Below are 22859 nucleotides of genomic sequence, written 5' to 3'. Positions count from 1 at the left end.
CGGCCCGCACTTCTGCTCGATGAAGATCACCCAGGACGTGCGCGACTTCGCGGCGGCGCAGGGCATCGCCGAGACCGAGGCCCTGGACAAGGGGATGGAAGCCAAGGCCGTCGAGTTCGTGAAGAGCGGGGCAGAGGTTTATCGCAAGGTGTGAGGCCTGCAGTCAGGCCGGGCGATCCGGCATGAAGAAGCGGCGGGCCCTGGTTCCCGCCGTTTTTCATTTAAGCTTGCGCCGATGGACGTCTTTCTCTCCTCCGCCCAGTTGCTCCCCTTCATTGCCGCGTCGGTATTGCTGACGCTGGCGCCGGGGCCGGACAACCTGCTCGTCCTCGGCCTGGGCATGGCGCGCGGCCGCAGGCAGGGGGTCGCCTTCGGGCTGGGCTGCGCGGCCGGCTGCCTGAACCACACCGCGCTGGCGGCGCTCGGGGTGGGGGCGCTGATCGTCGCGTCCGAGCTGGCATTCGGCGCCTTGCGCGTGGCCGGTGGCGTGTACCTCGTCTGGCTCGGCATTCAGGCGATACGCCATGCGGCACCCGCCGATGCGGGACGCATGGCCGTTCCTGCCGATAGCTGTGCTCGATTGTTCCGGCGCGGTTTGCTGGCCAATGCGATCAATCCCAAGGTGGTGCTGTTCTTTCTCGCCTTCCTGCCCCAGTTCGTACAGGCCGAGCGCGGCGATGCGGCCTGGCAGATCGTGCAGCTGGGCATTGTCTTCACCGTGCAGGCGGCGCTGGTGTTCGCGCTGATCGGCGCCTTCGCCGGCGCCCTCGGCGAACGGCTGGCCCGGCGCCCCGGCCTGTCGGCATGGCTCGATCGCGCCGCCGGCGGCCTGTTCCTGTTGCTCGGTCTGCGTCTGTTGAGCGGGCGCTAAGGGCATGGATTGTCGTCCCGGCTGCGGCGCGTGTTGTATCGCGCCATCGATATCGTCGCTGGACAAGCCGGCAGGGCAGCCCTGCGTGCATCTGGATGCCCAGCTCCGGTGCGCCATTTTCGGCCGCCCGGAACGGCCGGGTTGCTGCGCTGGCCTGCAGCCGTCGCTGGAAATGTGCGGCGAGTCGCGCCAGCAGGCGCTCGTCTGGCTGGCAAATCTGGAAGCGGCTACACGCCCGGGATAGTAGAATGCGGCCTCCCCAACCTGGCTGCTTTCCATGGACCCGATCCTCCTGCTCAAGGCGCTCATTCTCGGCATCGTCGAGGGGCTGACCGAATTCCTTCCGATCTCGTCGACCGGGCATCTGATCCTGGCTGGCGATCTGCTCGATTTCAACGACGATCGCGGCAAGTTGTTCGAAATCGTGATCCAGTCGGGCGCCATCCTGGCGGTCGTCTGGGAGTATCGCGCGCGCCTCCTGGTCGTCGCGCGGGGCGCCTTCAACGACAAGGCGGCGCAGAAATTCATCCTCAACCTGTTTGTCGCCTTCCTGCCGCTGGCCATTCTCGGCCTGAGCTTCGGCAAGGCGATCAAGGCCAACCTGTTCAACCCGATTGCCGTGGCGACGACCTTCATTCTTGGCGCTTTCGTCATCCTGTGGGCCGAAAAGCGCGAACACCGGATTCGCGTCGAAAACGTCGAGGACATGACCGTCGCCGACGCGCTGAAGCTGGGCATCGCCCAGGCCTTCGCGCTGATCCCCGGCACCTCGCGCTCCGGCGCGACGATCATCGGCGGCCTGCTCTTCGGCCTGTCGCGCAAGGCGGCGACCGAGTTTTCCTTCTTCCTCGCCATTCCGACGCTGGGCGTGGCGACGGTCTACCAGCTGTACAAGGAGCGCGCCCTGCTCAGCGCCGACGATATCGGCATGTGGGCGGTGGGCTTCGTCTCGGCCTTCGTGTCGGCCTTCCTGTGCGTGCGCTGGCTGCTGCGTTTCATCTCCAGCCATGATTTCGTGCCCTTTGCTTGGTATCGCATCGTCTTTGGCATCGTCGTGCTGGCGACGGCGCACTTCGGCTGGGTGCAATGGACCGCCCACTGATCCTCTACCTGCACGGCTTCTGCTCGTCGCCGGCGTCGTGGAAATCGCGCCTGCTCGGCGAGGAGATGGCACGGCGCGGCCTGGCGGGGCATTTCGTCTGCCCACAGCTGTCGCCGGTACCCGACGAGGCGGTGGCCTGCGCCGACCGCCTGATCGCAAAGGCCGGCGGGGATGTCGTGCTGGTCGGTTCGTCGCTGGGCGGCCATTACGCCAATCACCTGGCCGAAAAGCATGGCCTGCGGGCGGTTCTGGTCAATCCGGCGGTGACCGCGAGCCTCGATCTGGGGCGTTTTGCCGGTGAGCATGCCAATTTCCATTCCGGCGAAAAATTCACCTTCACCGAAGCGCATGGGCAGCAACTGAAGGCGCAGATTCGCCAGCCGCACCCGGAACGCTACTGGCTGCTGGTCGAGGAGGGCGACGAGGTGCTCGATTATCGTCAGGCGCAGGCCTTCTACGCCGGGTGCCGGCAAAGCGTGTTGGCGGGCGGCGACCACAGCTTCACGAAGTTTCCCGACTTCGTGTCGCAAATCATTGAATTCGCTGGGCTATAATCCGCCGATGAACGTATTGTTTGAAGAAGATGGCGGCTTCAAGGCCGGTAGCATCATGGCCGACAACGACAGCTCGTTGCAGGTCGAAATGCCCACCGGCAAACGGAGCAAGATCAAGGCTGCAACCGTGTTGTTGCGTTTCGAAAAGCCCTCGGCGGGCGGCTTGCTGGAGCAGGCGACGCCGCTGGCCGAAGAGATCGAAGCAGATTTCCTGTGGGAGTGCGTCAGCGATGGCGAATTTTCGTTTCTGGATTTTGCCCGTGATTACTACGGACACGACCCCGCCCCGGTCGAAGCGACGGCGGTGCTGCTTGCCCTGCACGCCGCGCCCGTCTATTTCCATCGCAAAGGCAAGGGCCGCTTCCGCAAGGCGCCTCCCGACATTCTCGCAGCTGCTCTGGCCAGTCTTGAAAAAAAGCGTCAGCAAGCGCTCGCGATTGAAGGCTGGATAGGCGAACTCAAGGCCTTCCGCCTGCCGCCGGAAATCGGCGCCCTGACCGATGCCCTGCTCTACGCGCCGGACCGCAACAAGCCGGAAACCAAGGCCTTCGAGGCGGCCTGCGCCGAGACCGGCCAGACCGCGGCGCAGCTGCTGTTCGCCTGCGGCGCCATCAAGTCGGCCTACCACCTGCACTACAAGCGTTTCCTGCACGAGCAGTTCCCGAAAGGGGTCGGCTTCCCGTCGCTGGCGGCGCCGGGTCTGCCGGCCGACCTGCCGAAGGCCGACGTCCGCGCCTTCTCGATCGACGATGCCAACACCACCGAGATCGACGATGCCCTGTCGGTCGTCAGGCTGCCCGGCATCGGCTCGCGCATCGGCATCCACATCGCCGCGCCGGGGTTGGCCATCGCGCACGGTTCGCCGCTGGACGGCGTGGCGCGGGCGCGCCTGTCGACGGTCTACATGCCCGGCAACAAGATCACCATGCTGCCCGATGCCGTCGTCCAGAACTACACGCTGGCCGGCGGCGTCGACTGCCCGGCGGTGTCGCTCTACCTGACGGTGAACGAGTCGCTGGAAATCCTCAGCCACGAATCGCGGCTGGAAATGGTGCATATCGCCGCCAATTTGCGCCATCATGAAGTCGAGCCGTGGTTCAACGCGGAAACCATCGGCGGGCCCTTGCCCGACCAGCCGTTCAAGGACGAGCTGCTCCACCTGTGGCACTTCGCCAACGCCTGCGAAGGCCGGCGCGGCAAGCCCTCCGCCGTGCAGGGCATCAACGACTACAACTTCGCCATTGCCGGCGACCTGGCCGATCCCGATGCGTGCACGGTCGACATCAGCGAACGCAAGCGCGGCAGCCCGCTCGACAAGCTGGTCGCCGAACTGATGATCGTCGCCAACTCGACCTGGGGCGGCCTGCTCGCCGAGAAGAATGTCGCCTGCCTGTACCGCGCCCAGACCCAGGGCAAGGTGCGCATGACCACCTCGCCGCTGCCGCACGAAGGCCTCGGTGTGCCGCAGTACGCGTGGATGACTTCGCCGCTGCGCCGCTACTGCGACCTGGTCAATCAATGGCAGCTGATCGCCTGCCTGAAGGGCGAGACCCCGGCCTTCGCCCAGAAGTCGGCCGAGCTGTTCGGCGCGATGCGCGATTTCGAGGTGACCTACGGCGCCTATGCCGATTTCCAGCGCCAGATGGAGCGCTACTGGTGCCTGCGCTGGCTGCAGCAGCATGGGGTGACGGAGATCGATGCCACCGTGCGCCGCGAGCAGCTGGTCAAGCTCGACCACCTGCCGCTGATGCTGCGCGTGCCGTCGCTGCCGGTCGACCTGCTGCCGGGGCAGCGCGTGCATCTGGCTGTCGACGGCATGGACCTGCTGGTGCCGGAAGTGAGCTGTCGTTTCCTCCGCTTGTTGGGCGACAGCAATGCCGCAGAAGCCGTGGAGGAGGACGAGGCGTGAAGCCGGCGGTCAGTCCCCGCCGCGCGCGTGCCGCCGAGCAGGACCGCCGGCTGTGGCTCGCCATTGCCGTCTCGCTGGCGGTTCATGCGCTGCTGCTGACCCTGCATTTCAAGTTTCCGGAAGCGTCGAAGGCCATGCAGGAAAAGGCCATGGACATCATCCTGGTCAATGCCAAATCGGCGCGCAAGCCGTCCGATGCGCAGGCTCTGGCGCAGGCCAACCTCGACGGCGGCGGCAACACCGATGAAAATCGCCGGGCCAGGACACCCTTGCCGCCGACGCAGAAGCAGACCGAGGGCAACGATCTCCAGCAGATGCAGCGGCGCGTGCAGGAGCTTGAAACGGCACAGCAGAAGTTGCTGACCCAGGCGAAGAGCCTGCGCACCGTGGCCACCGAGAAGATGGTCAGCGAGCAGCCCGCTCCCGCGCCCAGCGTCAGCGGCCTCGACCTGGCCGAGTCGGCGCGGGCGATGGCCCGCCTGGAGGGGGAAATCGCCAAGACCGCCGACGAATACAGCAAGAAGCCGCGCAAGAAGTTTGTCGGGGCGCGCACCGAGGAATATGTGCTGGCCGCCTACCTCGATGCGTGGAAACAGAAGATCGAGCGCATCGGTACCCTGAACTATCCCCCCGAGGCGCGCGGCAAGCTGTATGGCGCGGTGGTCATCTTCGTCGAATTGCGCGCCGAGGACGGCAGCCTGTACAGCGCCGAGATTTCCAGGTCCTCCGGCCACAAGGTGCTCGATCAGGCCGCCTTGCGCATCCTGCGCATGTCGGCGCCCTTCGGTCCCATCCCGGCGCAGGGGCTGGGCGGCGCGACCGTGCTCTCCTTCGCGCGAACCTGGTATTTCACGCAGGGCGATGCCCTGAATACGGCCAGCAAGTAACGCGGCCGCAGTCGGGGCGTCGTGTTAGCCTTTTCGTCCGATTCCGTTTCCTTCCGCTCTTCCGCCATGTCCGATCTTTACGCCGTATTCGGCAATCCGATTGCCCACTCCAAATCCCCACTCATCCACGCCGCCTTTGCCGCGGCGCTGGGGCAGGACATGCGCTACGAGGCGCGGCTGGCGCCGGTCGACGGCTTTGCGCCCGCGATCGCCGAGTTCGTCGCGGCAGGCGGCAAGGGGGCCAACGTGACGGTGCCGTTCAAGGAGGATGCCTTCCGGCTGGCTACCCGCCTCTCCGACCGGGCGGCGCGGGCCGGCGCGGTGAATACGCTGGGCTTCGCCGGCCACGAGGTGTTCGGCGACAACACCGACGGCGCCGGGCTGGTGCGGGACATTGTGCATAACCTCGGCTGTTCGCTGGCCGGCAAGCGCATCCTGCTGCTCGGCGCCGGGGGCGCATCGCGCGGCGTGATCGCCCCGCTGCTTGCCGCAGGGCCGGCGGCGCTGGCCATCGCCAATCGCACCGCCGCCAGGGCCGAAGCGCTCGCCGCCGCCTTTGCCGATCTCGCCCCGGTCGACGGCGGCGATTTCGGGTGCTATGCCGGTCGCAGCTTCGATGTGCTGATCAACGCCACCTCGGCAAGCCTGTCGGGCGAAAGCCTGCCGCTGCCCGAGGGGCTCTTCGCGCCCGGCAGCCTGGCCTACGACATGATGTACGGCAAGGGCGAAACGCCCTTCCTGCGCCTGGCGCGCGAACAAGGGGCGGGGCGTTGCGCCGATGGACTGGGCATGCTGGTCGAGCAGGCGGCCGAAGCCTTCCTCGTCTGGCGCGGCGTGCGTCCGCAGACGGCGTCCGTGCTGGCCGACCTGCGCGCCGGGCTGGCCGGATGAAAACGCTGGGCCGCTGGCTGAAGTGGTGCCTGCTCGGCCTGGTCGGCATTTTTCTGTCATGGCAGCTGTGGCTGCTCGGCTGGGTCTTGCTGTGGGGGTGGGTCAATCCCGGCGAAACGAAATTCATGGAAATCCGGCTCGCCGAATTGCGGCTCAAGAATCCGCAGGCGCAGCTCAGGCAGCAGTGGGTTCCCTATGAGCGGATTTCGCTTCACCTGAAGCGGGCGATCATCGCGGCGGAAGACGCCAAGTTCGTCGATCATGAAGGCTTCGACTGGGAAGGGATGCAAAAAGCCCTGGAAAAGAACCAGAAGAAGGGGCGCTTCGTGGCCGGCGGTTCGACCATCAGCCAGCAGCTGGCCAAGAACCTCTTCCTGACGCCGAACAAGTCGTATTTCCGCAAGGCCGAGGAGGCGATCATCACCTTGATGCTCGAGAACCTGTGGAGCAAGCGGCGCATCTTCGAGGTCTACCTGAACGTGATCGAGTGGGGCAACGGCGTCTTCGGCGCCGAGGCGGCGGCACGCCACTACTACAACGTCGGCGCGGCCCAGCTGGGGCCGGAGCAGGCGGCGCGGCTGGCCGGCATGGTGCCCAATCCCCGCTATTACGACCGCAACCGGGCAGCCCCCGGATTGGGACGAAAGACGGCCATCATCCTCGGCCGCATGGCGAGCGCCGATGTGCCGTGAAATATTCACCGGACAGGGGTTTTCCGCAGTGATTTTGTAGGAACCCGGTCATCTGCCCGGTGCTAAAATGGCAGACCTTTTGCCGCACCGCACCATGAGCGAAGAAGCCCAGCTGACCGACACCGAAGACTTGCAGGAGCGCCTCGCCGAGGTGCAGACCCTGCTCGCCCGGCACAAGCTGGTCGAAGAGCTGGTGCATCGCCAGGAAGGGCCGCGCCACGACCTGGTCGAGGACATCGTCCACAAGCAGCATCTGCACGAGTTGCAGGGCAAGCTCGAGCCCATGCACCCGGCCGACATCGCCTACGTGCTGGAGGCGCTGCCCACCGATGAGCGCCTGATCGTCTGGGGGCTGGTCAATCCCGAGCTCGAGGGCGAGGTGCTGCTCGAGGTTTCCGATGCCGTCCGCGAAAGCATCATCGAATCGATGGAGCGCACCGAGCTCGTCGCCGCCGCCGAGACCCTCGACGCCGACGAGCTGGCCGACCTGGCGCCCGACCTGCCGCAGGGCGTCATCGACGACGTCTTCCGGGGGCTGCCGGTCGAGGAGCGCGAGCAGCTGCGGGCGGCGATGTCCTATCCCGAGGATTCGGTCGGCTCGATCATGGACTTCGACATGGTCACCGTGCGCGAGGACATCACCCTCGAAGTCGTGCTGCGCTACCTGCGCCGTTTCGACGAACTGCCCGATCACACCGACCAGCTGTTCGTGGTCGATCGCGACGAACGCCTGAAGGGCGTGCTGCCGCTCAACATCCTGCTGGTGAACGAAGTCGATGTCGAAGTCAGCACGCTGATGCAGACCGATTTCGTCGAGCTGGAGCCCGACGATTTCGCCGAGGAGGCCGCCAAAGCCTTCGAGCGTTACGACCTGGTGTCGGCGCCGGTGGTGGACCCCGAGGGCAAGCTGGTCGGGCGGGTGACGGTTAACGAGGTGGTCGACTACATCCGCGAGGAAGCCGAACACGAACAACTGGCCGCCGCCGGTCTGAAGGAGGAAGAAGACATCTTCGCCTCGGTCTGGGACTCGGTGAAAAACCGCTGGGCGTGGCTGGCCATCAACCTGGTCACGGCCTTCGTCGCTTCGCGCGTGATCGGCGCCTTCGAGGATTCCATCGAGAAGCTGGTCGCCCTGGCGGCGCTGATGCCCATCGTCGCCGGCATCGGCGGCAACTCCGGCAACCAGACGATCACCATGATCGTGCGCGCCATCGCCATGGGCCAGGTCCAGCCCGACGCCATGCGCCGGTTGTTGCGCAAGGAGCTCGGTGTGGCCAGCATCAACGGCCTGATCTGGGGCGGGTTGCTGGGTATCGCCGCGTGGTCGCTCTACGGCAGCGTCAAGCTCGGCATCGTGATGACGGCCGCAATGACGCTCAACCTGTTGCTGGCGGCGTCGGCCGGTGTCGGCATCCCCTTGTTGCGCCAGAAGTTCGGCGCCGACCCGGCGGTCGGCGGCTCGGTGATGATCACCGCGCTGACCGACTCCGGGGGCTTCTTCATCTTTCTCGGCCTGGCGACGCTGTTCCTGATGTAAGCCGGGCCGGGTGGCTCAGTGGCTGTCGGGGGTCACCAGCTTGAGCCCGACGATGCCGGCGACGATCAGGCCGATGCAGACGAAGCGCAAGGCTTCGCGCGACTCGCCGAACAGGAACATGCCGAGGATGGCCGTGCCGACCGCGCCGACGCCGGTCCACACCGCGTAGGCGGTGCCCAGCGGCAGCACCTTCAGCGACCAGCCGAGCAGCACGACGCTGAGCACCATCGCCGCCAGGGTCGCCACCGAGGGCACCAGCCGGCTGAAGCCTTCGGTGTATTTGAGTCCGACCGCCCAGCCGATCTCGCAGAGACCGGCGACCAGCAGCACCAGCCAGGCTTGCAGCGAACTCATTTGAGGCTCGCGAACCAGGCGTCGGCGGCGGCGACGGTGGCGGCAATGTCGGCATCGCTGTGGGCGGCCGAGACGAAGCCGGCCTCGAAGGCCGACGGCGCGAAGTAGTGGCCGGCATCTATCATGGCGTGGAAGAAGCGGTTGAAGGCTTCCTTGTCGCAGGCCAGCACGGCGTCGTAGGTGGCCGGGCAGGCGTCGGCGAAATAGAGGCCGAACATGCCGCCGATGTTCTGGGTGCTGAAGGAAACGCCATGCTTCTTTGCTGCGGCGACCAGCCCGTCGCACAGCGCCTTGGTCTTGGCGGCCAGCGATTCGTGGAAGCCGGGCGCCTGGATCAGCTTCAGCGTGGCCAGGCCGGCGGCCGTGGCGATCGGGTTGCCGGACAGCGTGCCGGCCTGATAGACGGGGCCGAGCGGGGCGATCTTTTCCATGATCTCGCGCTTGCCGCCGAAGGCGCCCATCGGCATGCCGCCGCCGACCACCTTGCCAAAGGTCGACAGGTCCGGCGTGATGCCGAACAGGCCCTGGGCGCTCTTCGGTCCGACGCGGAAACCGGTCATCACTTCGTCGAAAATGAGCACGGCGCCGTATTGCGCGGTCAGGTCGCGCATGGCCTTGAGGAATTCCGGCGTTGGGGCGATCAGGTTCATGTTGCCGACCACCGGCTCGACGATCACCGCGGCGATCTTGTCGCCATGTGCCTTGAAGGCCTCGGCCAGGCCCTGCGGGTCGTTGTAGGCGAGGACCATGGTCGTCTCGACGGTGCCGGCCGGGACGCCGCCGGACGACGGGTTGCCGAAGGTGAGCAGGCCGGAGCCGGCCTTGACCAGCAGGCTGTCGGCGTGGCCGTGGTAGCAGCCCTCGAACTTGACCAGGATGTCGCGCCCCGTGTAGCCGCGGGCCAGGCGGATGGCGCTCATCGTCGCCTCGGTGCCCGAGGAAACGAGGCGCACCATGTCCATCGACGGCACCAGTTCGCACAGCAGGTCGGCGATCTCGACTTCCTTCTCGGTCGGCGCGCCGAAGGAGAGGCCGTCGACCACGGCGGCCTGCACGGCGGCGATGACTTCGGGGTGGGCATGGCCGAGGATCATCGGGCCCCAGGAGCCGACGTAGTCGGTGTACCACTTGCCGTCCGCATCCTGAACCTTGGCGCCGACGCCCTTCTGGAAGAACAGCGGCGTGCCGCCCACCGAGCGGAAGGCGCGCACCGGCGAATTGACGCCGCCGGGGATGTGTTTTTGGGCGCGGGCAAAGAGTTCTTCGTTGCGCGATTTTGCGTGCAGGCTCATGGTCGGGCTCTCTCGAAAAGTGTCTGGAATTGGGCGGCGCGGGCGGCGATGTCCGGCGCCGAGAAAAGGTCGGTGATGATGGCAAGCAGCGCGGTGCCTGCGGCGATCAGCGGCGGCGCGTTGTCGAGCGTGATGCCGCCGATGGCGCAGACCGGCACGGGCAGTTCGCTGGCCGCCCGGGAAAACAGCGCCAGCCCGGCGCGCGGCGCCTCCGGCTTGGTCGGGGACGGGTAGGCGGCGCCGAATGCGACGTAGTCGACGCCGGCTGCGGCGGCTGCCGTGGCGGCCTGAAAGTCGGCATAGCACGAGGCGCCCAGTATTCTGTCGGGGCCGAGGATGGCGCGCGCGGCGTGCAGGTTGCCGTCGTCCTTGCCGAGATGGACGCCATCGGCGCCGACCAGGGAGGCCAGCGCGATGTCATCGTTGAGCAACAATGTGGCGCCGAAGCGCCGGGTCAGCGCGCGCAACGCCTTGGCCCGGGCAAGCTGCTCCGCTTTGTCGCTGATTTTGTCGCGATATTGAAGGATGCGGCATCCCCCGCCCAGGAGCGCCTCGACCTGGCCGAGCAGCAGGGCACCGTCGGCCTGGTCCGGGGTGACGGCATACAGGCCGCGCAGCTTATTTTGGCTCATCGGCCTTGTCGTCCGGGGTGTCATCGTCGTCGTTCCGGGCCCAGAAGAAACGGTCGGGAATGAATTGACCCATGCCGGCGCGAAAGCCGTTCTTCAGGGTCTGCCACGTATAGTCCTGGGCGTCGCGCACGGCGTCCTCGATGCTGGCGCCGCCGGCGATGCAGCCGGTGATCGCCGAGGCGAGCGTGCACCCCGAGCCGTGGTAGCTGCCCGGCAGGCGCTCCCACTGGTCGCGGCGGATCACGCCGTCGGGGCCGTACAGCGTGTTGATGACCTGTGGCGTGTTTTCGTGCGTGCCGGTGATCAGCACGTACTGGGCGCCCATCTCGATCAGGCGCTGGGCGCAGACGTCGATCGCCGGCTCGCTGTCGTCTTCGTCGTTTTCCGCGAGGCGGCGCGCTTCGGGGGCGTTCGGCGTGATCAGCGTGGTCTGCGGCAGCAGCATCTCGCGCATGGCGGAGATGATCTCCTCGCCGGACAGGTCGTCGCCGCGCCCGGAGGCGAGCACCGGGTCGAGGATCAGCGGAATGTCCGGGTAGTCGGAGACGATTTCGGCGACGGCCAGCACGTTTTCGACGCTGCCCAGCACGCCGATCTTGAAGGCGGCGACCGGCATGTCCTCGAGGATGGTCCTGGCCTGCTGCTCGACCGTCTCGGCGGCAAGCGCCTGGACGCTCTGGACGCCGACGGTATCCTGGACGGTGACGGCGGTCAGCGCGGTGAGCGGGTGGCAGCCCAGGCTGGCCAGGGTCAGGAGGTCGGCCTGGATGCCGGCGCCGGACGACGGGTCGCTGGCCGCGAAGACGAGGACCAGGGGCGGGCAGGGGGCTTGGGTATGAGTCATTGAAGCGCGCGCCCTTGGCGGGTGCGACGGGAATTGGGTAAGATGATCCGGATTTTATCCGAATCTTGGTGTTGCCGAAGTCGCCAGCTGACCGATGTGACAGTGTTGCCGCGCTTGGTCCCGGGCATTACTTCCGTAGTATGATGCAGCGATAGTGAAAGTGCCTCGTCAAGAGGCCGAGGGGACAGGTAAATTGACTGATTTGTCGAGACTGCGTGGCGTCAAGGTCATGGTGATAGACGACAGCAACACGATACGGCGCAGCGCCGAGATATTTCTCGTCCAGGCCGGGTGCCAGGTTGTCCTTGCCGAAGACGGTTTCGACGCGCTGGCCAAGATCGCCGACCACCAGCCCAGCGTGATCTTCTGCGACATCATGATGCCGCGCCTCGATGGCTACCAGACCTGTTCCCTGATCAAGAAGAACGCGCGCTTCAAGGCGACGCCGGTGATCATGCTGTCCTCCAAGGATGGCCTGTTCGACCGGGCGCGCGGGCGCATGGTCGGTTCCGACCAATATCTCACCAAACCGTTTACCAAAGACAGTCTGTTGCAGACAGTGGCTTCGTTTGCGCTGCCGGCCGAAACTGCATCCAATTCGTAGCTCAGGAAGAAGAAATGCCCGTCAAGAATATTCTCGTTGTCGATGACTCGCCTACCGAGCGCTTTTTCACGGTCGATGTGCTGACCAAGGCAGGTTATCAGGTCAGCACCGCGGAAAATGGCGAGGAAGGCATCGCCAAGGCCAAGGCCAGCAAGCCGGATCTCATCCTCATGGATGTCGTGATGCCCGGCCTGAACGGCTACCAGGCCACGCGCACCCTGACCCGCGACGAAGATACCAAGTCGATTCCCATCATCGTCTGCACCTCGAAGGGGCAGGAAACCGACAAGATCTGGGGCTTGCGGCAGGGGGCGATCGACTATCTGGTCAAACCGCTGAATCCGGAAGAGCTGTTGCAACGCATCGCGGCCTTGCCATAAACCGATGGCACGGAAGACGAGTCTTCGGGATTTCCAGGCGTACCTGGCGACCCGCCTGAGTCAGGCGGCCAAGGGCAAGGGTGCCTCGTCGTGGCTGGGGGTGGAGGCAGGCGGCGAAGCCTGGCTCGTCGATCTGTCCGACGGCGGGGAAATCGTCCAGGCCTCGCAGGTCACGCCGGTCCCGCTGACCCGTCCGTGGTTCGTCGGGATTTCCAACATTCGGGGCAATCTCCATGCGGTCAGCGACTTTTCGGTATTCCGCGGCGGCTCCCCCATCGTCCAGAACGCCAATGCGCGCCTGCTGCTGATCGGCTCGCGCTACGGCACCAATGCGGCCTTGCTGGTGTCGCGCATGCTGGGTTTGAAAAAACCGGAAGACTTCACGCCCGAGGCGCCCGATGCGTCGATGCCTGCCTGGGGGCGGCAGCGTTTCGCCGATACGCACGGAAAAATCTGGCACAAATTGTCGGTACGCGAACTGCTGGCCGATCAGGATTTCATGAATATCGGGGTCTGATAGAGGGTAGTAGCCCCATCCCCTTTGGAGGCGTTCCATGGCTTTTGGCTTCAAATTTCCGAAGATTGGCGCATCCGGCAACGCCGGTGCCCCGATGACCGTTTCCGCCGACATGACGTCGGCGAGCAAGATGCCCCTGCCGTCCTTCCTGGCCGGCCAGTCGGTCGTCCAGCAGATGAAGACGCTGGGCGGCATTTTCGTGCTGCTGCTGTTGCTGATTGCCGTCCTCGTCCTGCGCGACAACCGCGAATCGGCGAACAACACCGCCTATGTGGCGGCGGCCGGCGAGATGCGCATGCTGTCCCAGCGTCTGGCGAAAGCGTCCTCGCTCGCCCTCCAGGGTAACGCCGTGGCCTTCGCCCAGCTCAAGGATTCCCGCGAGACCTTCGGCAAGCTGCTGAATCAATTGACCAACGGCGGCGAGATCGGCTCGGTGAGCGTTCCGGCCTCGCCGGAGGCGGTGCATCCCCAGCTGGAGGCGCTGACCAGCCTGTGGATGCCGAACGACAAGAATGCCGAGACCGTCATCGGCCAGGAGAAAAACCTGGTGGAGCTGGGCAAGAACGTGGCGACCATCGACAACAACAATGCGGCGATGCTGGAGCTGACCGAGCAGGTCGCGACGCTCAAGCTGCAGTCCGGCGCCAGTGCCCGCGAGATCGCCAACGCCAACCAGCTGGTGATGCTGACCCAGCGGATCGCCAAGAACGCCTCGGCCCTGCTCGTCGGCGACGAAATCAACCCCGAGGTGGCCTTCCTGCTCGGCAAGGATACCAACGCCTTCCGCGACATCCTGGCCGGCCTCGGCAAGACGGGGAGCGATGCCGACACCCGCGCCAAGCTGGACGAACTGAATGCGGCGTTCAAGGAATACCAGGGCGCCATTTCCAGCATTCTCGGCAACATGCAGCCGCTGGTGCTGTCCAAGCAGGCCGGTTCGAAGATTTTCCGGGGCAGCGAAGAGTTGCTCAAGGCCACCGACAACCTGGCCCTCGGCTACCAGGAAGGCTCCGCCGGCCGCGGCATGTACGTTTTCTTCCTGATCGTGCTCACCGTCGCCGCCGTGGCCACCCTGGCCCTGCTCGCCAAGGTCTATCTCGACGATACCGAGCGCCGCGCGGCGGCCGCCGAACAGCAACGCCAGGCGTCGGACCAGACCAACCGCGACAACCAGGACGCCATTCTGCGCCTGATGAACGAACTGGGCGACCTGGCCGACGGCGACCTGACCGTGACCGCGACCGTGAGCGAGAACATCACCGGCGCCATCGCCGACTCGATCAACTACACGATTGAAGAACTGCGCGTGCTGGTCGGCCGGATCAACGACGCGGCGAACCGCGTGACGGCCGCCACCGAGATCGCCCGCCTGAACTCCGCGCAACTGCTCGATGCCGCCGAACGCCAGTCGGTCGAGATCAAGGAAGCCGGCCAGTCGGCGCTGGACATGGCGCGTTCGATGACGGAAGTGTCGAGCAATGCCACCCAGTCCGCCCAGGTTGCCCGCCAGTCGCTGATGGCCGCCGAAAAGGGTACGCAGGCCGTGGAAGACTCGATCAAGGGCATGAACGAAATCCGCAACCAGATCCAGGAAACCTCGAAGCGAATCAAGCGCCTCGGCGAAAGCTCGCAGGAGATCGGTGAAATCGTCGAACTGATTTCCGACATTACCGAACAGACCAACGTTCTGGCCTTGAACGCCGCCATCCAGGCCGCCTCCGCCGGCGACGCCGGGCGCGGCTTCACGGTGGTTGCCGAGGAAGTGCAGCGACTGGCCGAACGCTCGGCCGAAGCGACGAAACAGATTGCGGCGATCGTGAAGACCATTCAGACCGACACCCAGGATGCGGTGTCCGCCATGGAGCAATCGACGCGCGGGGTGGTCGAGGGGGCGAAGCTGTCCGATGCGGCCGGCCAGGCGCTGTCCGAAATCGGCCAGGTGTCGCGCGATCTGGCCGACCTGATTCAGGACATTTCCAGCTCGACGCAGAGCCAGGCCGATTCCGCCAGCCAGGTGGCGCGCCTGATGCAGGACATCCTGAACGTTACCGAACAAACCACGGCCGGTACGCAGCGCACCGCCGAGGCCGTCGATGAGCTGACCGCGCTGGCTTCCGAACTCAAGGGTTCGGTCGCCGGCTTCAAGGTGGATTGACGAAGATCGATCGCGAGAGACTATGAACGCGGCAACTGAATTCGATTTGGGCCCCCTGACTTGGGTCAAGGGCGAAATTGACCTGGCGCTCGAGCGCGCGGAAGAGGCATTGGGTCATTACGTTGCCAATGCCGACGTCACCCAGCTCAAGTTCTGCCGCACCCATGTGCACCAGGTGCACGGGGCGCTGTCCATGGTCGGTCTGGATGGCGTCACGCAGGTCACCGAGTCGCTGGAAAGCCTGCTCGAAGCCGTCGAAGATGGTCGCATTGCCGTCGGCGAGCCGGTCCTGGCCGCGGTGCGTGCGGCGATGGCCGGCATTCGCGGCTACCTTGACGAGCTGATGGCCGGCGAGCCGAACCAGCCGCTGCGCCTGCTGCCGGTTTATCTTGACCTGGCTGCCGTGCGGGGGATTGCGACGGCGCGCGCCAGCGATCTTTTCTTCCCCGATCTCTCGCTGCGCCCTCCCAAGCGGACAGGCGCCGTGGAGAAGTTGACGCCGGATGCCTTGCGGCAGGTTCTCAAGGTCGAACGGGCCCGCTACCAGAAGGGCCTGCTCGGCTGGCTGACCAAGCCGGACCAGGCCGAGGCCGGGCGCCAGCTGATGCTCTCCGCGCTGACCAATATCGAAGCCACCCAGGAGACCCAGTCGGCGCGCTCCTTCTGGTGGACCGCCCTGGCCTTCATCGAATCCCTGAAGGATCCGGCGGTCAACGCCGATGGTTCGGTGCGCCAGGTCAGCGCCCGCATCGACCAGCAGATTCGCCGCCTGCTCGAAGGTTCGAACAGCCTGGCCGAGCGCCTGATGCGCGAAGCCCTCTACCACGTCGCGCAGGCCGGCAGCGATGCCGGCGGCGTCGTCTCCCAGGTCCAGTCGGCCTTTGCCTTGCCGGCACAGTTGCCCGAGCCCGGGGCGGCGGCCGGCACCCAGCCGCAGGATGCGGTCCTCCGCCGCTTGCGCGAAGTCCTGTCCGGCACCGAAGAGCACTGGAACCGCGTCTGTTCCTCCGGCAGCACGGCCGGACTGGCGGCTTTCGTCGAGCAGGCCCGATCGGTCGTGGCGATGACCGAAGAGATCGCCCAGACCGATCTCAAGCGTCTCGGGCAGGGCCTGGGCGCCATCGCCAACTGGCTGGTCGAGGATGCCTCGCGCTTCGGCGAAACGGTCGCCATGGAAGTGGCGACCGCCATCCTGCTGCTGCAGAACGCGCAGGAGAGCTTCAAGCGCCTGGGAACCGATTTCGCCCAGCAGGTCGACCTCATGGTCGCCCGTTTGTACGCCTGCATCGCCGGCCGGCCGGCGGCCGATTCCGCGTTGCCGCTGCTCGATGAAATGACCCGCCGGGCACAGGAAAAGCTGCTGATCAGCCAGGTCGCCCGGGAAATCCAGAACAACCTGGCGCAGGTCGAGCAATCCCTCGACGCCTTCTTCCGCGATCCGGCCGGAGAGCACGACCTGGCGCTCCTCGACGGGCCGCTCAAGCAAACCGCCGGCGCACTGGCCATGTTGGGCCATTTGAGCGCGGCGTCGAATGTGAACGCCTGCGTCCAGCAGATTCACGCCCTGGCCCAGCCTGGCGCCGCGCATGCCGCGGAAGACTTCGAGAATATCGCGCACCAGTTGTCGACCCTCGGCTTCTTCGTCGATGCGCTGCCCAGCGGCGAGACCGATTTCGACGCCTTTGTCGCCCGCATGCGGGGCGAAAGGAACGAAGCGGCCGACGAAGAGGAATGTGCCGCTCCCGAACCGGCGGTGAGCGTCGAGTCGGAGCTGGCGAAGCAGGCCCGCGAGACCCATGCGCTGGTCGAGGCGCTCAAGGAAGCGCCGCAGGACGAGCGCCTGCAGGCCGAACTCAAGCAGAACCTCAAGGCCATCCAGCAGGATGCCGACCTGGTCGCCAATCACGAGCTCGGCGAGAGCGCCAAGGCGGCGCTGGAGGCCTTGAAGACGGGCGATCTCGACAGCACTCACGTCGATGCGGCGCTGGCCGCACTCAAGCCCCAGGAGCCGGAACTGCTGGAACCGTCGGTGGAAACGCAGCAATTGGCCGACTCCTCGCACGAGGAAATCGACGCCGAACTGCTCTCCATCTTCCTCGAAGAGGCGCAGGAAGTCCTGCAGACGATGGGCGAACAGCGGGCTCTGCTGCTGGCCGATCCGCACGACGTCGAGGCGCTGACGACCATACGCCGCAATACCCATACGCTCAAGGGCAGCGGCCGCATGGTCGGTCTCAACGATCTGGGCGAAACCGCCTGGGAGCTCGAGCAGACGCTCAACCTGTGGCTGCGCCAGGATCAGTGGGCCACGCCCGAATTGATGGCGATGATCGACGGCGAGCATGCCCTGTTCTCGGCCTGGGTCGAGCACTTGGCGAGCGGGCAGGGGCAGGCGCCGAATCCGTCGGCGCTCGTTGCCCTCGCCGGCCGCCTGCGTGGCGTCGAGCCGCTTGCGCCCCAGCTCGCTGCCGAGGCGGTCGTCGAGCCGGCGCTCATCGAGCCGGCTGCCGCGGAGCCCGTGCCGGCATTGCAGGAAGCGCCCGTTTTCGAACCGCTTCCGGTCATCGAGATCGAGCCGGAGGCGCCGGCCGAGGCCATTGAAATCGTGCCGCCGGTACAGGAAATCGAGGACATCGATTTCTCGCTGCCGGCATTCTTCGACGAGCCGGTATTGCCCGACACGGTCGAGCCGGAACCGCCGGCACCGGCCGAGGTGCCGTTGGCCCTGGTCGAGGCGGTGGCGGATGCGGTAGAACCTGTCGCGGTTGTCGAGGAAGTCGCCGGGGAAAACGTCGAGGCAGGAGGCGAGGAACTGCCTCCCGCGGTCACGGCATCGCCGACGCTCTACGACATCTTCCGCGAAGAGGCGCGCGGGCACCTGCAGATGCTGGTCGACAGCTATGCCATGCTGGAGGCCAACCCCGGTGCGCCCACCACCTTCGAGATGACCCGGGCTGCCCACACGCTGGGCGGCATCGCGGCGACGGTCGGGCTGATGCCGATTCACCATCTGGCCATCGCCCTCGAGCACGCCTTGCTGCGGCGGGATGGGTCGGCGCAGCCGGCCAGCATCGAAGGCCTGGAGACTGTACGCCAGAGCATCATCACCCTCGAGGAGATGTTTGTCGGGCTGGCTCGCCAGGAGTCGCCGGTCGATCAGCCGCAACTGATCGCCGCGCTGGGCGATATTTTCCAGCCGGCCCCGGCCGTCGAGGAAGTCGCCGAGCCGGTCAGCGCGGAAATCATTCAACTGCCCGGGACGGTCAGCGTGCTGCCCGCCGCCGAAGCGGAATCCGTGTCCGAACCGGAGGCCGCCGCGGCCCCCGCGCCTGCGCTGCCGCAACTCACGGACGAACTCGACGAGCAGTTGCTGCCGATCTTCCTCGAGGAAGCGGTCGATCTGACGCGCGACCTGACCACGCAGCTGCGCGCCTGGCGCAACGAGCCATCCAGCGGCGCCGCGGCGCATGCCATTTCCCGCCTGCTGCATACCTTCAAGGGCAGCGCCCGCATGGCCGGCGCGATGAACCTGGGCGAGGCGACGCACATGCTGGAGACGCGCGTCGAGGAGGCCATGCGTGCCGGCCCGGCGTCGCCGGCCTTCATCGAGGATATCGAATCCGGCTGCGACATGCTGGCGCAGGCCGTCGAGCGCTTGCGCGAAGGGCCGCCGGAACCGGCGCCCGTGATCGAAACGCCGGCGATCGTCGAGCCCGGGCAGGACGAGGCGCTGGCGCCGGTGGCGCAGCAGGCCGTTCCGCTCGACCACGAGGCCGAGACCGACGCTGCCGGCCAGCGGGCCAGCCTGCGCGTACGCGCCGAACTGATCGACCGCCTGGTTAACGAAGCCGGCGAGTTGTCCATTGCCCGTGCGCGGATCGAAGGCGAGATGCGCGGCCTGAAAGGCTCGCTGCTCGAACTGACGGAAAACGTGATTCGCCTGCGTCGCCAGCTGCGCGAGATCGAAATCCAGGCCGAAACGCAGATCCAGGCCAAGGTGGCGCATACGCCGGGCGGCGAGGTCGAGTTCGATCCGCTGGAACTGGACCGCTTCACCCGCTTCCAGGAACTGACCCGCTTCATGGCCGAGTCGGTCAACGACGTGGCGACCGTCCAGCAGAGCTTGCTCAAGAACCTCGACGACGCCAACGCCGCCATTCTCGCCCAGTCGCGCCTGAACCGCAGCCTGCAGCAGGAACTGATGGGCGTGCGCATGTTGCCGTTCGCCAGCCAGACCGAACGCCTCTATCGCATCGTGCGCCAGACCGCGAAGGAAGTGGGTAAGCGCGCCAACCTCGACATCGTGGGCGGGCAGGTCGATATCGACCGTTCGGTGCTCGACAAGATGCTGGCGCCGATCGAACACATGCTGCGCAACGCGGTGGCGCACGGCATCGAGGACAGGGAGCAGCGGATCGCCGCCGGCAAGCCGGAGGTGGGTGAAATCACCGTCAAGCTGGCGCAGGAAGGCAATGAAATCATTCTCGCCATGTCCGACGACGGCAAGGGGCTGGATGCGGAGCGCATCCGCGCCCGGGCCGAGGCCATGGGCCTGCTCCAGCCGGGGCAGGCGGCCGACGAGGCCGCCTTGTACGACTTCATTTTCCAGCCCGGTTTCTCGACGGCGGCCGAACTGACCCAGCTCGCCGGTCGCGGCGTCGGCATGGACGTCGTCAAGACCGAGGTGTCCGAGCTCGGCGGCCGCATCGAAATCGTCTCCGAGGCCGGCAAGGGAACGACTTTCCGCCTCTATCTGCCGCTCACCCTGGCGGTCACGCAGACGCTGTTGATCCGCGCCGGCAGCCACCTCTACGCTGTGCCGTCGACCATGATCGAACAGGTCATGGAAATGAAGGAAAAGGGGCTGACCGCCATTCGCGAACAGGGTGAGGTCAATTGGCAGGGTTCCCGTTATCCCTTCCATTACCTGCCGCACCTCTTGGGCGATGCCGAGGCGATGCCCGAAGCGCATCGCCAATACTGGGTCTTGCTGCTGCGCTCCGGCACGCAGCGCGTCTCGGTCCTGGTCGATGAGCTCAAGGGCAACCAGGAAGTGGTGGTCAAGAACATCGGCGCCCAGCTCGCCCGCGTGGTCGGCATTGCCGGCGCCACCGTGCTCGGCGACGGGCGGGTCGTGCTGATCCTCAATCCGGTGGCGCTGTCGAGCCGGACGCCGGTGGTCAGCGTGCAGGCGGCGATTCCCGTCGCGCCGGAGCCGGCCGCGGCGGAGATGGAAAACCTGCCGACGGTGATGGTGGTCGACGATTCGCTCACCGTGCGCAAGATCACCAGCCGCCTGCTGATGCGCGAAGGCTATCAGGTCATCCTGGCCAAGGACGGCGTCGATGCGCTGGAGCAGCTGATCGACGTCATGCCCGACGTCATCCTCTCCGACATCGAAATGCCGCGCATGGACGGCTTCGACCTGGTGCGGAACGTGCGCGCCGACGAACGCCTGCGCAAGCTGCCGATCATCATGATCACGTCGCGGACGGCCGACAAGCACCGCAACTATGCGCTGGAAATCGGCGCCAACCATTACCTGGGCAAGCCCTACGACGAAGACGAGCTGCTCAAGCTGGTCGCCGGCTACACCCAGGCGCGCCGCCCGCGCTAAACGGGTTTTTTGACTACCGCGTAACGGGCCAGGGTTTCTTCCCTGGCCTGGGCGTGATCGACGATCGGTGCCGGGTAGTCCCGGCCGATCACCACGCCGATCGCTTCCTGCTCGATGCGCCCCATCCGCCACGGCGCGTGGATGTACTTGTCGGGAACGGCGGCCAGTTCCGGCACATAGCGGCGGATGAATTTTCCTTCCGGATCGAACTTCTCCGACTGGGTGACCGGGTTGAAGATGCGGAAATACGGCTGGGCGTCGCAGCCTGTCGAGGCCGCCCACTGCCATCCTCCATTGTTCGCCGAGAGGTCGAAGTCGTTGAGCTGCCCGGCGAAATGGCGCTCGCCGAGGCGCCAGTCGAGGCCGAGGTCCTTGCTCAGGAAGGAGGCGGCGACCATGCGCAGCCGGTTGTGCATCCAGCCGCTGTGCTTGAGCTGGCGCATGGCGGCATCGACCAGCGGGTAGCCGGTGCGCCCTTCCTGCCATGCGCCGAGCCCGGCGGGCCAGTCGCGCCAGCGGATGGCGTCGTATTCGGGCTTGAAGGCGTGGTCGACGACCTGCGGGAAACGGTCGAGGATCATGAAATAGAAGTCGCGCCAGATCAGTTCGTTGAGCCAGGCGCCGGCTTCTTCCGCGACGGCCGTGCGGACCAGCTGGCGGATCGACAGGGTGCCGAAGCGCAGATGGACGGAGAGGTAGGAAACGCCCCTGATCGCCGGAAAGTCGCGCAGTTCGCCATAGCGTGCGAGGCGCCCGGCGCGGAAATCGTCCCACAGGGCGCGGGCGCCGGACATGCCGGGCCGGATGCCGATGCGCTCGAGATCGGATATGCCGAAACCGATCTGTTCCAGCGTCGGCACCCCGGTTTTTCCGCTCGCCGCCAGTTGCCCGACGCAGCGCCACTCGGCGTGGTCGGCCGGGGTCAGCCGCTTCAGCCAGGCGTTCTTGTAGGGCGTGAACACCGAAAAGGGCCTGCCGGCCTGGGTCAGCACCTCGTCCCCGTCGAACATCGCCTGGTCCTTGCCGGCGTGGAAGGCGATGCCATGCCGGCGCAGCGCGGCAGCGACCGCCGCGTCGCGGGCCTTGGCCGCCGGTTCGTAATCGCGGTTGGCAAAAACAGCCGTGGCCTCCAGCGCCTCGGCGAGGGCGGGAATTTCCTCGGCCGCCCGGCCATGGCGAACGATCAGTCCGCCGCCGCGGGCACGCAGCGCGGCATCGAGCTCGAGCAGCGAGGCGTGGATGAAATCGACCCGCCGGTCCTGGCGGGACGGCAACGCATCGAGGATGTCGGTGTCGAAGACGAAGGCGCAGTAGACGTGGCGGGCATTGCTCAAGGCCGCGCTGAGGGCGGCATGGTCATGGTCGCGCAGATCGCGGCGGAACCAGACCAGGGCTTTTTCGTGGTTCATGGTTGGTTTGTACCTTCCCGGCGATTAAAATTCCACTTATGGACAACGTCAACCTGACCGACCACTTCCTGATCGCCATGCCGGCGCTGGAAGACCCCTATTTTTCCAATGCCCTCGTCTATGTTTGCGAACATAACGAGAACGGGGCCTTGGGCATCATCGTCAATCGGCCGATCGACATGAATGTGGCCGGGTTGTTCGAAAAAATCGACATCAAGCTCGAGGCCGAAAGCCTGGCCAACCTGCCGGTCTACTTTGGCGGGCCGGTGCAGCTGGACCGCGGCTTCGTGCTGCACCGCCCGGTCGGGCACTGGCAGTCGACGCTGGCGGTCAACGGCGACGTCGGCCTGACCAGCTCGCGCGACGTGCTCAGTTCCGTCGGCAAGGACGGGCTGCCGTCCGAAATCCTCATTTCGCTCGGCTACGCCGGCTGGGATGCCGGCCAGCTCGAAGACGAACTGGCGCAGAACTCCTGGCTGACCGTGCCGGCGAAGGCCAGCATCCTGTTCGACCTGCCGCCGGAGGAGCGCCTGCCGGCCGCGATGCAGAAGCTGGGCATCAGCTTTACCCAACTCTCGGACGTGGCAGGGCACGCATGACGGGGTGCGCTCG

Annotated in this window: 19 protein-coding genes; 14 read left to right on the top strand and 5 right to left on the bottom strand. The window is 66.1% G+C overall.

Annotated elements, in window-relative coordinates; genetic code table 11:
* The first annotated feature begins 235 nt into the window (after positions 1–235).
* The 8 genes from Q0P59_RS11345 (at position 236) to mgtE (ending at position 8443) form a co-directional block, all read left to right on the top strand.
* On the top strand, positions 236–871 hold the full coding sequence (locus tag Q0P59_RS11345; RefSeq protein WP_295006574.1) for a LysE family translocator: 636 nt from the start codon (positions 236–238) through the stop codon (positions 869–871).
* 277 nt (positions 872–1148) lie between these two features.
* Positions 1149–1973 carry an undecaprenyl-diphosphate phosphatase gene (locus tag Q0P59_RS11335; RefSeq protein ID WP_295006572.1) on the top strand — a complete coding sequence of 275 codons (825 nt, stop codon included), beginning with the start codon at positions 1149–1151 and terminating at the stop codon, positions 1971–1973.
* On the top strand, positions 1958–2527 hold the full coding sequence (locus tag Q0P59_RS11330) for a YqiA/YcfP family alpha/beta fold hydrolase (protein WP_295006571.1): 570 nt from the start codon (positions 1958–1960) through the stop codon (positions 2525–2527). The genes Q0P59_RS11335 and Q0P59_RS11330 overlap by 16 nt, the downstream gene beginning before the upstream one ends.
* A 7-nt stretch (positions 2528–2534) precedes the next feature.
* Positions 2535–4436, top strand: coding sequence for an RNB domain-containing ribonuclease (locus Q0P59_RS11325; RefSeq protein WP_295006570.1), 1902 nt, complete (start codon positions 2535–2537; stop codon positions 4434–4436).
* Complete coding sequence (locus Q0P59_RS11320; protein ID WP_295006569.1) at positions 4433–5323, top strand: TonB family protein; 891 nt, start codon at positions 4433–4435, stop codon at positions 5321–5323. Before Q0P59_RS11325 ends, Q0P59_RS11320 begins: the two co-directional genes overlap by 4 nt.
* Positions 5324–5389: 66 nt before the next feature.
* Positions 5390–6214 carry a shikimate dehydrogenase gene (gene aroE / locus Q0P59_RS11315; RefSeq protein WP_295006568.1) on the top strand — a complete coding sequence of 275 codons (825 nt, stop codon included), beginning with the start codon at positions 5390–5392 and terminating at the stop codon, positions 6212–6214.
* Positions 6211–6906, top strand: a complete 696-nt coding sequence (gene mtgA / locus Q0P59_RS11310; protein WP_295006567.1) for a monofunctional biosynthetic peptidoglycan transglycosylase — start codon at positions 6211–6213, stop codon at positions 6904–6906. Before aroE ends, mtgA begins: the two co-directional genes overlap by 4 nt.
* A 94-nt stretch (positions 6907–7000) precedes the next feature.
* Positions 7001–8443 (top strand): magnesium transporter, encoded by a 1443-nt coding sequence (mgtE, locus tag Q0P59_RS11305; RefSeq protein ID WP_295006578.1) that lies wholly within the window; start codon positions 7001–7003, stop codon positions 8441–8443.
* Between the two features lie 15 nt (positions 8444–8458).
* On the opposite strand, the gene sugE is transcribed toward mgtE, so the two are convergent.
* From sugE to Q0P59_RS11285, 4 genes are read right to left on the bottom strand one after another with little or no spacing between them, the layout of a single operon-like run.
* Positions 8459–8797: a quaternary ammonium compound efflux SMR transporter SugE gene (gene sugE / locus Q0P59_RS11300; RefSeq protein ID WP_295006566.1), complete on the bottom strand. Its 339-nt coding sequence runs from the start codon at positions 8795–8797 to the stop codon at positions 8459–8461.
* A complete protein-coding gene (gene hemL, locus Q0P59_RS11295; protein ID WP_295006565.1) occupies positions 8794–10089 on the bottom strand; it encodes a glutamate-1-semialdehyde 2,1-aminomutase in 1296 nt (431 codons plus the stop codon). The genes sugE and hemL overlap by 4 nt, the downstream gene beginning before the upstream one ends.
* Positions 10086–10721 carry a thiamine phosphate synthase gene (gene thiE / locus Q0P59_RS11290; RefSeq protein ID WP_295006564.1) on the bottom strand — a complete coding sequence of 212 codons (636 nt, stop codon included), beginning with the start codon at positions 10719–10721 and terminating at the stop codon, positions 10086–10088. Before thiE ends, hemL begins: the two co-directional genes overlap by 4 nt.
* The gene (locus Q0P59_RS11285) at positions 10708–11565 is read right to left on the bottom strand and encodes a hydroxymethylpyrimidine/phosphomethylpyrimidine kinase (RefSeq protein WP_295006563.1); all 858 of its coding nucleotides are present in this window, start codon (positions 11563–11565) and stop codon (positions 10708–10710) included. The genes thiE and Q0P59_RS11285 overlap by 14 nt, the downstream gene beginning before the upstream one ends.
* 229 nt (positions 11566–11794) lie before the next feature.
* On the opposite strand from Q0P59_RS11285, the gene Q0P59_RS11280 reads away from it, so the two are divergent.
* From Q0P59_RS11280 to Q0P59_RS11260, 5 genes are read left to right on the top strand one after another with little or no spacing between them, the layout of a single operon-like run.
* Positions 11795–12169 (top strand): response regulator, encoded by a 375-nt coding sequence (locus tag Q0P59_RS11280; RefSeq protein ID WP_295006577.1) that lies wholly within the window; start codon positions 11795–11797, stop codon positions 12167–12169.
* 14 nt (positions 12170–12183) lie between these two features.
* Positions 12184–12549, top strand: coding sequence for a response regulator (locus tag Q0P59_RS11275; RefSeq protein ID WP_150428164.1), 366 nt, complete (start codon positions 12184–12186; stop codon positions 12547–12549).
* A gap of 4 nt (positions 12550–12553) precedes the next feature.
* On the top strand, positions 12554–13066 hold the full coding sequence (locus Q0P59_RS11270; RefSeq protein WP_295006562.1) for a chemotaxis protein CheW: 513 nt from the start codon (positions 12554–12556) through the stop codon (positions 13064–13066).
* Positions 13067–13103: 37 nt separating this feature from the next.
* Positions 13104–15221 carry a methyl-accepting chemotaxis protein gene (locus Q0P59_RS11265; protein ID WP_295006561.1) on the top strand — a complete coding sequence of 706 codons (2118 nt, stop codon included), beginning with the start codon at positions 13104–13106 and terminating at the stop codon, positions 15219–15221.
* A gap of 46 nt (positions 15222–15267) precedes the next feature.
* Complete coding sequence (locus Q0P59_RS11260; RefSeq protein WP_295006560.1) at positions 15268–20838, top strand: Hpt domain-containing protein; 5571 nt, start codon at positions 15268–15270, stop codon at positions 20836–20838.
* Here the strand turns inward: Q0P59_RS11260 and Q0P59_RS11255 are convergent.
* Positions 20835–22247, bottom strand: coding sequence for a deoxyribodipyrimidine photo-lyase (locus Q0P59_RS11255; RefSeq protein ID WP_295006559.1), 1413 nt, complete (start codon positions 22245–22247; stop codon positions 20835–20837). The two genes, Q0P59_RS11260 and Q0P59_RS11255, sit on opposite strands and share 4 nt — an antisense overlap.
* Before the next feature lie 38 nt (positions 22248–22285).
* Here Q0P59_RS11255 and Q0P59_RS11250 point away from each other — a divergent pair, with 38 nt between their 5' ends.
* The gene (locus Q0P59_RS11250) at positions 22286–22846 is read left to right on the top strand and encodes a YqgE/AlgH family protein (RefSeq protein WP_295006558.1); all 561 of its coding nucleotides are present in this window, start codon (positions 22286–22288) and stop codon (positions 22844–22846) included.
* The last annotated feature ends 13 nt before the right edge of the window (positions 22847–22859 follow it).

The organism is uncultured Dechloromonas sp., from assembly GCF_945957265.1.
Lineage (GTDB): Bacteria > Pseudomonadota > Gammaproteobacteria > Burkholderiales > Rhodocyclaceae > Azonexus.
The sequence above is the reverse complement of the archived record's forward strand: the minus strand, read 5'-3'. Positions and strand labels throughout refer to the sequence as shown.

Excerpts from the sequence above, each read along its gene's own strand:
- Q0P59_RS11345 (WP_295006574.1), top strand. The coding sequence starts at position 236 with ATGGACGTCTTTCTCTCCTCCGCCCAGTTGCTCCCCTTCATTGCCGCG.
- Q0P59_RS11335 (WP_295006572.1), top strand. The coding sequence starts at position 1,149 with ATGGACCCGATCCTCCTGCTCAAGGCGCTCATTCTCGGCATCGTCGAG.
- Q0P59_RS11330 (WP_295006571.1), top strand. The coding sequence starts at position 1,958 with ATGGACCGCCCACTGATCCTCTACCTGCACGGCTTCTGCTCGTCGCCG.
- Q0P59_RS11325 (WP_295006570.1), top strand. The coding sequence starts at position 2,535 with ATGAACGTATTGTTTGAAGAAGATGGCGGCTTCAAGGCCGGTAGCATC.
- aroE (WP_295006568.1), top strand. The coding sequence starts at position 5,390 with ATGTCCGATCTTTACGCCGTATTCGGCAATCCGATTGCCCACTCCAAA.
- mtgA (WP_295006567.1), top strand. The coding sequence starts at position 6,211 with ATGAAAACGCTGGGCCGCTGGCTGAAGTGGTGCCTGCTCGGCCTGGTC.
- mgtE (WP_295006578.1), top strand. The coding sequence starts at position 7,001 with ATGAGCGAAGAAGCCCAGCTGACCGACACCGAAGACTTGCAGGAGCGC.
- sugE (WP_295006566.1), bottom strand. The coding sequence starts at position 8,797 with ATGAGTTCGCTGCAAGCCTGGCTGGTGCTGCTGGTCGCCGGTCTCTGC.
- hemL (WP_295006565.1), bottom strand. The coding sequence starts at position 10,089 with ATGAGCCTGCACGCAAAATCGCGCAACGAAGAACTCTTTGCCCGCGCC.
- thiE (WP_295006564.1), bottom strand. The coding sequence starts at position 10,721 with ATGAGCCAAAATAAGCTGCGCGGCCTGTATGCCGTCACCCCGGACCAG.
- Q0P59_RS11285 (WP_295006563.1), bottom strand. The coding sequence starts at position 11,565 with ATGACTCATACCCAAGCCCCCTGCCCGCCCCTGGTCCTCGTCTTCGCG.
- Q0P59_RS11280 (WP_295006577.1), top strand. The coding sequence starts at position 11,795 with ATGGTGATAGACGACAGCAACACGATACGGCGCAGCGCCGAGATATTT.
- Q0P59_RS11275 (WP_150428164.1), top strand. The coding sequence starts at position 12,184 with ATGCCCGTCAAGAATATTCTCGTTGTCGATGACTCGCCTACCGAGCGC.
- Q0P59_RS11270 (WP_295006562.1), top strand. The coding sequence starts at position 12,554 with ATGGCACGGAAGACGAGTCTTCGGGATTTCCAGGCGTACCTGGCGACC.
- Q0P59_RS11265 (WP_295006561.1), top strand. The coding sequence starts at position 13,104 with ATGGCTTTTGGCTTCAAATTTCCGAAGATTGGCGCATCCGGCAACGCC.
- Q0P59_RS11255 (WP_295006559.1), bottom strand. The coding sequence starts at position 22,247 with ATGAACCACGAAAAAGCCCTGGTCTGGTTCCGCCGCGATCTGCGCGAC.
- Q0P59_RS11250 (WP_295006558.1), top strand. The coding sequence starts at position 22,286 with ATGGACAACGTCAACCTGACCGACCACTTCCTGATCGCCATGCCGGCG.